Origin of the sequence: Chimaeribacter arupi, assembly GCF_002858805.1 — a bacterium.
Classification (GTDB): Bacteria; Pseudomonadota; Gammaproteobacteria; order Enterobacterales; family Enterobacteriaceae; genus Chimaeribacter; species Chimaeribacter arupi.
This window is the reverse complement of record NZ_PJZI01000009.1, coordinates 133,706-141,514: the sequence shown is the minus strand read 5'-3', so window position 1 is coordinate 141,514 and position 7,809 is coordinate 133,706. Positions and strand designations below refer to the sequence as shown.

The window sequence follows — 7,809 nt, the reverse complement described above, 5'->3', positions numbered from 1 at the left end:
TATGTCACTGGTTCGAGTCCAGTCAGAGGAGCCAGATTTAAAGAAGCCCGCGCAGGAGACTGTGCGGGCTTTTTGCTTTTCCCGCGTCCCTTTATTTTTCTTTTCCTGTTTATCGCCAAAAACGCTGTTTATTGGTTATGACACTTTAATAATTCACATTAGCTGAATAAAACTTCCGCCTTTATTTCATGATAATCTGTGACAGCACACAAATTTCCCCTGCCGGCCACGTTTCTTTATCGTTAAATACTTTTTCATACTGGCTTCAGGGAGGGGAAATTTGCCGTTTCCGGCCTAAAAAACCCTCAAAAAACAAGTAAAACAGTTATATAGATTAATAAGAATTATTCCGCTGTTATTCATTGGACGCCGCCCCGCCACTCCATTACAACTACAGAGGGTGATCACCTGATTCATTTATTTTCCTTACCCTATTTATCATGAGGAATGCCTGATGGACAGTTGCAAAGATATTGCTACCCTGCGCACCATTGAACCCACCAAAGACGGCCAGTTTATTATGGTGATCAGCTATTTTTCCGACTGGCTGACAAATGGCGGAAAACCCAGCGGCGGCGGCCCGTTTGTGGCGCTGATGAGTGATAAAACCTCGCCCGATGATAACGGCGAATATATCGTCACCAAAGGCGGCCACCGCTGGCACCGGGTCGCCGAGCAGCTTTTGCCGGTGGATTTTGGCTGCACCCCCGGCGGCACCAAAGACTGCACCCAGCATATGCGCGCCTATCTGAAGGCGTCGGCCAATAAAACGGTGATTTTCCAGAACGGGCCGTGGCGGGTCAGCGGCACGCTGGATTTCACCCTGATCAAACGCGTGATGGCCGATGACTCCGGCCGCTTTAAGATCAACCCAAAAGGCTTTGACGGCGACTACGCCATCATCATGGGCGACCCGACCGACCAACCCAACAGCGGCCGCAGCAGCCGGCTGGTGATTGACGGCGACCTGGTGGTGGACTGCGACAACCGCGATACCGAGCTGAACGGCATTTACATCAAAGGCCAGTGGTTTGTCGGCGGCCATATCCGCGTCAGCAGTTTCAACGGCACCGGCATCAATATGGATTCAGTCTGGGATTCCACCTTCGAGCGGCTCAGCGTGGAACGCTGCGGCAACCTGAAAAAATGGGCGCTGGAGATCGGCTCCTCCGGGGACACCTTCAACGCCACCCATATTGCATCAATCCAGTGTGAACAGGCCTACCACCGCGGTATTTTCATCAACAACAACGTCCGCAATATGTTTGACAACATCCACGCCGAGCGGCTGATTGTGCTCACCGAAGATGACGGCACCACCGGGCTGGCCTCCGGCCTGAAGTACCAGAACCACAACATCATCATCGGCAACAGCACCATTAACCAGGTGTTTATGGATGCGGCGCTGGAGGACTCCGTCACCGGCCAGAAACCGGGCGTGACCACCAAGCTGTCGGTCAACATCGGCACCGACCGGGCAGAGGTCAGGAACTTCAACGCCTCCGGTGCCGTTTGCAGCACCAGCTACGGCACCAAATCGGTGTTCAGCAGTTGCCGCTTCGGCAGCTGGTATATCGCCTCCCCGGCGTCCCACCTCACGCTGGCGGAAGCGGAAGTGGATGACCTGCTGATGGTGGAGCGCGATGTCACGCTGATTAACCCCACCGTGGAAAAGCTCGATTTCCGCTACAACGCGCAGAATGTGAAGATTATCAAAGGCGAACTGAAAGACATCTCCCTGTCGAGCAACATCCTCGGCAACATCACCTTCTACGACACCAAAATCACCGGCAAGGTGAACGGCACCAAAGTGGCGAGCAGCGGCTATATGCCGATAACATTCAACAACTGCATTTTTACCGGGACGTATGCCGGGGCCTACCAGTCCACGGCGATCGTCAACGGCGGCCATATCGCCAATGCCGCGCTGGTTTCCGGGGCGTCGGTACAATTCTACAACGTGACGTTCGACAGCTTCAGCTGTACCGGCAACATCAGCTTTATCAGCCGGGGTTGTCAGGCAAAAAGCGTTTCAGGCTGGAAAAACCCCAACCACACTTTCCCGGTCTACCCGGCCGGGACGATAAACGAGCGCATCGGCAAGCCGGCGTCCGGCAACGGCATCCTGTACGTCAACGCCGACGGCACCCCCACCGGCTGGAAAATGGTCGTCACCCTGCCGTAAGCACCTCCCCTGGGGCAAGGGATGCCCCCACCCACCCGCGATAAAGTGTGAACCTGCTCACCCCCTGCTTGCCTCCGGCTTTACAGCCACCCGCCCCGCAGGCAGTGTAACCGTAAATTGTGAGCGCATAACATTTTACTGCCGGAGCCTGAAATGAGTGCTGATTCTGCTGTTTCCCGCTGTTCCCTGGCCGCGCTGCTGGCCGCCCGCGCCTGGGAGTCCCCTGTTATCACCCACCTGAACCGGCTGCCGGCACACCCGCCGTTTGCCAGCTGGCGTGACCCGCAAACCGCGCGCGATGATGCGCCGTCCCCCAGCCGCCACAGCCTGAACGGCGACTGGGCATTCAGCTATTTCCCACGCCCGGAGGCAGTGCCGGAAACCTGGCTGGAGGCCGACCTGCCGGACGCCGCCACGCTGGCGGTGCCGTCCAACTGGCAACTGGCGGGCTTTGATGCGCCGATCTACACCAACGTGCAGTACCCGATCCCGGTCAACCCGCCGTTTGTCCCGGCGGAGAACCCCACCGGTTGCTATTCGCACCAGCTGCGGGTGCCGGACGGCTGGCTGGCTACCGGGCAGACGCGCATCATTTTCGACGGCGTTAACGCGGCCTTTTACCTCTGGTGCAATGGTGCGTTTGTCGGCTTCTCGCAGGACAGCCGCCTGCCGGCAGAGTTTGATTTGTCACCGTTCCTGCACGAGGGCGAGAACCGGCTGGCAGTGATGGTGCTGCGCTGGTGTGCGGGCAGCTATCTGGAAGATCAGGATATGTGGCGCATGAGCGGCATCTTCCGGGATGTCACGCTGCTGCATAAACCTGAGGTGCACCTCACCGATGTGCGGCTGAGCACGCCGCTGGCCGCCGGGTTCCACCAGGGGGAACTGGTGGCCGAGGTGCACGCCAACCTGACGCCGGCGCAGCAGGCGGACTATCAGGTCGCGGTGTCGCTGTGGGACGGCGACCACCAGGTGGCGATGCTCTGCCGTCCGTTTGGCAGCGATCCCATCGACGAGCGCGGCCACTATCACGACCGCGTGACGCTGCGGCTGCCGGTGCCGCAGCCCCGGCTCTGGAGCGCCGAAACGCCGCACCTTTACCGGGTGGTGGTGTCACTCTGCCCGCGCACCGGTGAGTTGCTGGAAGCGGAAGCCTATGACGTCGGGTTCCGGCAGGTGGCGATTGAAAACGGCCTGCTGACGCTGAACGGCCGGCCGCTGTTGATCCGCGGCACCAACCGTCACGAGCATCACCCCGATCGCGGCCAGGTCGTGGACGAGGCCTCGATGATCCGCGACATCATGCTGATGAAGCAGCACAACTTCAACGCGGTGCGCTGCTCGCACTACCCGAACGTGCCGCGCTGGTACCAGCTGTGTGACCGCTACGGGCTGTATGTGGTGGATGAGGCGAACATCGAAACCCACGGGATGCAGCCGATGAACCGTTTGTCGGACGATCCGCGCTGGTTTGCCGCCTTCAGCGAACGCGTTACGCGGATGGTGCAGCGCGACCGCAACCACGCCTGCATTATTATCTGGTCGCTGGGCAATGAATCCGGCCACGGCAGCACCCATGATGCCCTCTACCGTTGGGTGAAATCCGCTGACCCGACCCGCCCGGTGCAGTATGAGGGCGGCGGGGCAGACAGCGCCGCCACCGACATTATCTGCCCGATGTACGCGCGGGTGGACGAAGACCAGCCCTTCCCGGCGGTGCCGAAATGGTCACTGGCAAAATGGATCGGCCTGCCGGATGAGTCGCGCCCGCTGATCCTGTGCGAATACGCCCACGCGATGGGCAACAGTTTTGGCGGTTTTGCGCGCTACTGGCAGGCGTTCCGCAAGCATCCGCGGTTGCAGGGCGGCTTTGTCTGGGACTGGGCGGATCAATCCCTGACCAGACTTGATGACCAGGGGCGGCCCTGGCAGGCGTACGGCGGGGATTTTGGCGACACGCCGAACGATCGCCAGTTCTGCATGAACGGGCTGGTATTCGCTGACCGCACGCCCCACCCGTCCCTGTTTGAGGCACAGCGCGCGCAGCAGTTCTTCCAGTTCCGCCTGACCGGCACTGACCCGCTGACGCTGGAGGTCACCAGCGAATACCTGTTCCGCCACAGCGATAACGAGCGCCTGCACTGGCGGATAGAACAGGATGGCGAACCGCTGGCGCAGGGTGAGGTCACACTCGACCTGCCGCCGAACGGCGTGCAGCGTATCACGCTGGAGGCGGCGTTGCCGGCTGCGGGGGAGAGCTGGCTGAGCGTGGAGGTGATTCAGCCTGCGGCGACCGCCTGGTCAGAGGCCGGGCACCGCAGCGCCTGGGATCAGTGGCCGCTGCCGCAGTTCCTCGCCGTGCCGCCTGCGCTTCCCACCGGGATCGCCCCGGCGTTGCAGACCACCGACGACGCGTACGACGTCAGCCACGGCGACCAGCGCTGGCAGTTCAGCCGCACGCACGGCACGCTGATGCAGTGGACGCAGCACGGTGAACCGGGGCTGCTCTCCCCGCTGACGGACGAATTTGTGCGTGCGCCGCTGGACAATGACATCGGCGTCAGCGAAGTGACGCGCATCGACCCGAACGCCTGGGCAGAGCGCTGGAAAGCCGCCGGGCTCTATGAGCTGGTGCCGGAATTGCTGGCGTTCAGCGTCGCCGACGTGGCAGAGGGGGTGCAGCTCAACAGCGATCACCTCTATCTGGCGAACGGACGCGGCGTGTTGCGCAGCCGCAAAACCTGGCTGATTGACCGGCAGGGCCGCCTGCATATTGATGTCACGGTCGAGGTGGCGGGCAGTGTACCGCCGCCGCGCATCGGGTTGCGTACCCAGCTGGCAACCGTGGCACAACAGGCGGCCTGGCTGGGCCTCGGCCCGCATGAGAACTACCCGGACAGGAAACTGGCGGCGCAACATGGGCGCTGGCAATTGCCGCTGGCGGCGATGCACACCCCTTATGTCTTCCCGACGGAAAACGGCCTGCGTTGCGACACGCGTGAACTGGCATACGGCGGCTGGCAGATTGAGGGCCGCTTCCATTTCAGCCTGGGCCGCCACAGCCGCGAACAACTGACGGCCACCAGCCACCGCCACCTGCTGCGTGACGAACCGGGCACCTGGCTGCATCTGGACGGCGCGCACATGGGCGTGGGCGGGGATGACTCCTGGAGCCCGAGCGTCCATGCTGATTTCCTGTTGAGTGCGCCGGTTTACCACTACCGGGTCACGCTCGCGCGGCGCTGATCCCCGGCGGCGCGCCCGGTGCGCGCCGCCAAATCGCTAAAAATATCAACGACGTGCACAAAATAACGACAAACGCATCACTTTTTATGACAACCCTTTGACAGCACGGCAGCAGCCCGTTATTATCCGCCCCGTTCACACGATTCCTCTGTAGTTCAGTCGGTAGAACGGCGGACTGTTAATCCGTATGTCACTGGTTCGAGTCCAGTCAGAGGAGCCAGATTTAAAGAAGCCCGCGCAGGAGACTGTGCGGGCTTTTTGCTGTCTGGTTTTCTGTCTGGCTTTTCTGGCGTGATTTTTTTCTGTTGGGAATGCAGGCAGTGAAATAATACAGCGGAAGAATAACCAGAATAAATCACCCTGTTCTTTCCAGGAAAGGATTTACCATGATTAATAGGTTCATTGTTATTTCACACTATGCCTGATTCGCCCGCGGAAAAGATACATTCCCTTCAGGCAGCGTTACCATTTAATATCGCGTGCTTCCTCACGGCCTTCCTCTTTAGCCTCACGTTTATCTTCACGGCATTCATGGTTGCTTTTATCATCGTGGATCACGCACTCGCGTTTCTCTTCCCGCGCGTCCCGGCGGGCGTCCTGCCGCGTATCCCGTGCCTCGCGCCGCTCACGCCCTTGCTCTGTGGCATAGGCTGCCGGTGCCAGTGAACCGGCAACCAGCGCACCCGCCATCATCATACCCAGAAAACGTGTATATTTTTTCATCATAAATACCTGCTCACGACATGATAGGTGTTGTGCCGGCTTTCATCGCCGGCACACTAAAAGGCATACATTCCCTTTGGTAAAACGGCGTTAATAATACGCCCTTCGCCACTGAAAAACGGATGAATTAACGTAACGCCGCATGTCATTTATTTTTAGCGTTAATAAAGTATCACCAGAGGTTTCGTATTATTTGTGTCGTGAATAATTATAAGTCTCAATATAAACAAGCAGGATATTTATTCCCTTTTTGCGGGTGGCGCGGCAGTCTGGCATCTTGTCTGATTTTTTGATTCTGGGTGCCGCCGGCCCCCTATCGCCCGGCAGAATTGCTCAAGTGCCGCTACAGTTAAGAAGGTCTTCCTCATAAAAAGGATAAAACTGTGAAAGCACTTACTTATCATGGCCCCTATAAGGTCAGTGTTGATAACGTCGCCGACCCTGGGATCGTCGATCAGGATGACATTATCCTGCGCGTGACCGCCACCGCCATCTGTGGCTCCGACCTGCACCTCTACCGCGGTAAAATCCCTAAAACAGAACATGGCGATATTTTCGGCCATGAGTTTATGGGTGAAGTGGTGGAAGCCGGGCGCGATGTCACGGCGGTGCAGAAAGGTGACCGGGTCGTTATCCCGTTTGTTATCGCCTGCGGGGACTGTTTCTTCTGCCGTATGCAGCAGTTTGCCGCCTGTGAAACCACCAACACCGGCCGTGGCGCCATCATTAATAAGAAGCAGATCCCACCGCCGGCCGCGCTGTTTGGCTTCAGCCACCTGTACGGCGGCATTCCCGGCGGCCAGGCGGAATATGTGCGTGTGCCGAAAGCCAATACCGGGCCGTTCAAAGTGCCGGATCTGCTGTCGGATGACAAAGTCCTGTTCCTCTCTGACATCCTGCCGACCGCCTGGCAGGCAGTGAAAAACGCCCAGGTCGGCAAAGGCTCACGGGTGGCGATTTTCGGTGCCGGGCCGGTTGGCCTGCTGAGCGCCGCCTGTGCGCGGATGCTGGGTGCCGAGCAGATTTTCATGATCGACCATCACCCCTACCGGCTGGCGTTTGCGCAGGAGCGCTATGGCGTGATCCCGGTGAATTTCGATGAGACGGATGACCCGGCCGAGGCGATTATTGAGCAGACGCCGGGCAACCGTGGCGTCGATGCGGTGATCGATGCCGTGGGCTTTGAGGCCAAAGGCAGCACCACCGAAACCATCCTGACCAACCTGAAACTGGAAGGCAGCAGCGGCAAAGCCTTGCGCCAGTGCATCGCGGCAGTGCGCCGCGGCGGCATCGTCAGCGTGCCGGGCGTGTATGCCGGCTTTATCCACGGTTTCCTGTTCGGGGATGCGTTCGACAAAGGGCTGACCTTCAAAATGGGCCAGACCCACGTGCAGGCCTACCTGCCGGAGCTGCTGCCGCTGATTGAGCAGGGGCTGCTGAAACCGGAAGAGATCATCACCCATAAGCTGTCGCTGGATGATGCCGCCAAAGGCTATGAGATTTTCGAGAAGAAAGAGGAAGAGTGCCGCAAGGTGATTCTGGTGCCGGAAACGGTCGCAACGCCGGAACCGCTGACCACCACCGCCGCCATTGAGAATGGCCCGGCGCTGGTTGACACGCCGCCGCTGGTCAACCCAAAACCGGTGGGGCCGTAA

The 7,809-nt window shown here is 59.3% G+C and carries 4 protein-coding genes and 1 tRNA gene; 4 read left to right on the top strand and 1 reads right to left on the bottom strand.

Annotated features, from left to right (window positions below):
* Positions 1 to 454: 454 nt before the first annotated feature.
* From CYR52_RS07800 to CYR52_RS07790, 3 genes are all read left to right on the top strand, one after another.
* Positions 455 to 2,185: a hypothetical protein gene (locus CYR52_RS07800; RefSeq protein WP_072933854.1), complete on the top strand. Its 1,731-nt coding sequence runs from the start codon at positions 455 to 457 to the stop codon at positions 2,183 to 2,185.
* A 153-nt stretch (positions 2,186 to 2,338) separates the two neighbouring features.
* A complete protein-coding gene (locus CYR52_RS07795; RefSeq protein ID WP_101828367.1) occupies positions 2,339 to 5,431 on the top strand; it encodes a beta-galactosidase in 3,093 nt (1,030 codons plus the stop codon).
* A 144-nt stretch (positions 5,432 to 5,575) separates the two neighbouring features.
* Positions 5,576 to 5,651: transfer RNA gene (locus tag CYR52_RS07790), tRNA-Asn, on the top strand.
* A gap of 242 nt (positions 5,652 to 5,893) precedes the next feature.
* Here CYR52_RS07790 and CYR52_RS07785 read toward each other — a convergent pair.
* Positions 5,894 to 6,157 (bottom strand): hypothetical protein, encoded by a 264-nt coding sequence (locus CYR52_RS07785; RefSeq protein WP_241521561.1) that lies wholly within the window; start codon positions 6,155 to 6,157, stop codon positions 5,894 to 5,896.
* Between the two features lie 380 nt (positions 6,158 to 6,537).
* On the opposite strand from CYR52_RS07785, the gene CYR52_RS07780 reads away from it, so the two are divergent.
* On the top strand, positions 6,538 to 7,809 hold the full coding sequence (locus tag CYR52_RS07780; RefSeq protein ID WP_072932810.1) for a zinc-dependent alcohol dehydrogenase: 1,272 nt from the start codon (positions 6,538 to 6,540) through the stop codon (positions 7,807 to 7,809).

Coding starts and splice junctions, on each gene's coding strand:
- CYR52_RS07800 (WP_072933854.1), top strand. CDS start 455: ATGGACAGTTGCAAAGATATTGCTACCCTGCGCACCATTGAACCCACC.
- CYR52_RS07795 (WP_101828367.1), top strand. CDS start 2,339: ATGAGTGCTGATTCTGCTGTTTCCCGCTGTTCCCTGGCCGCGCTGCTG.
- CYR52_RS07785 (WP_241521561.1), bottom strand. CDS start 6,157: ATGATGAAAAAATATACACGTTTTCTGGGTATGATGATGGCGGGTGCG.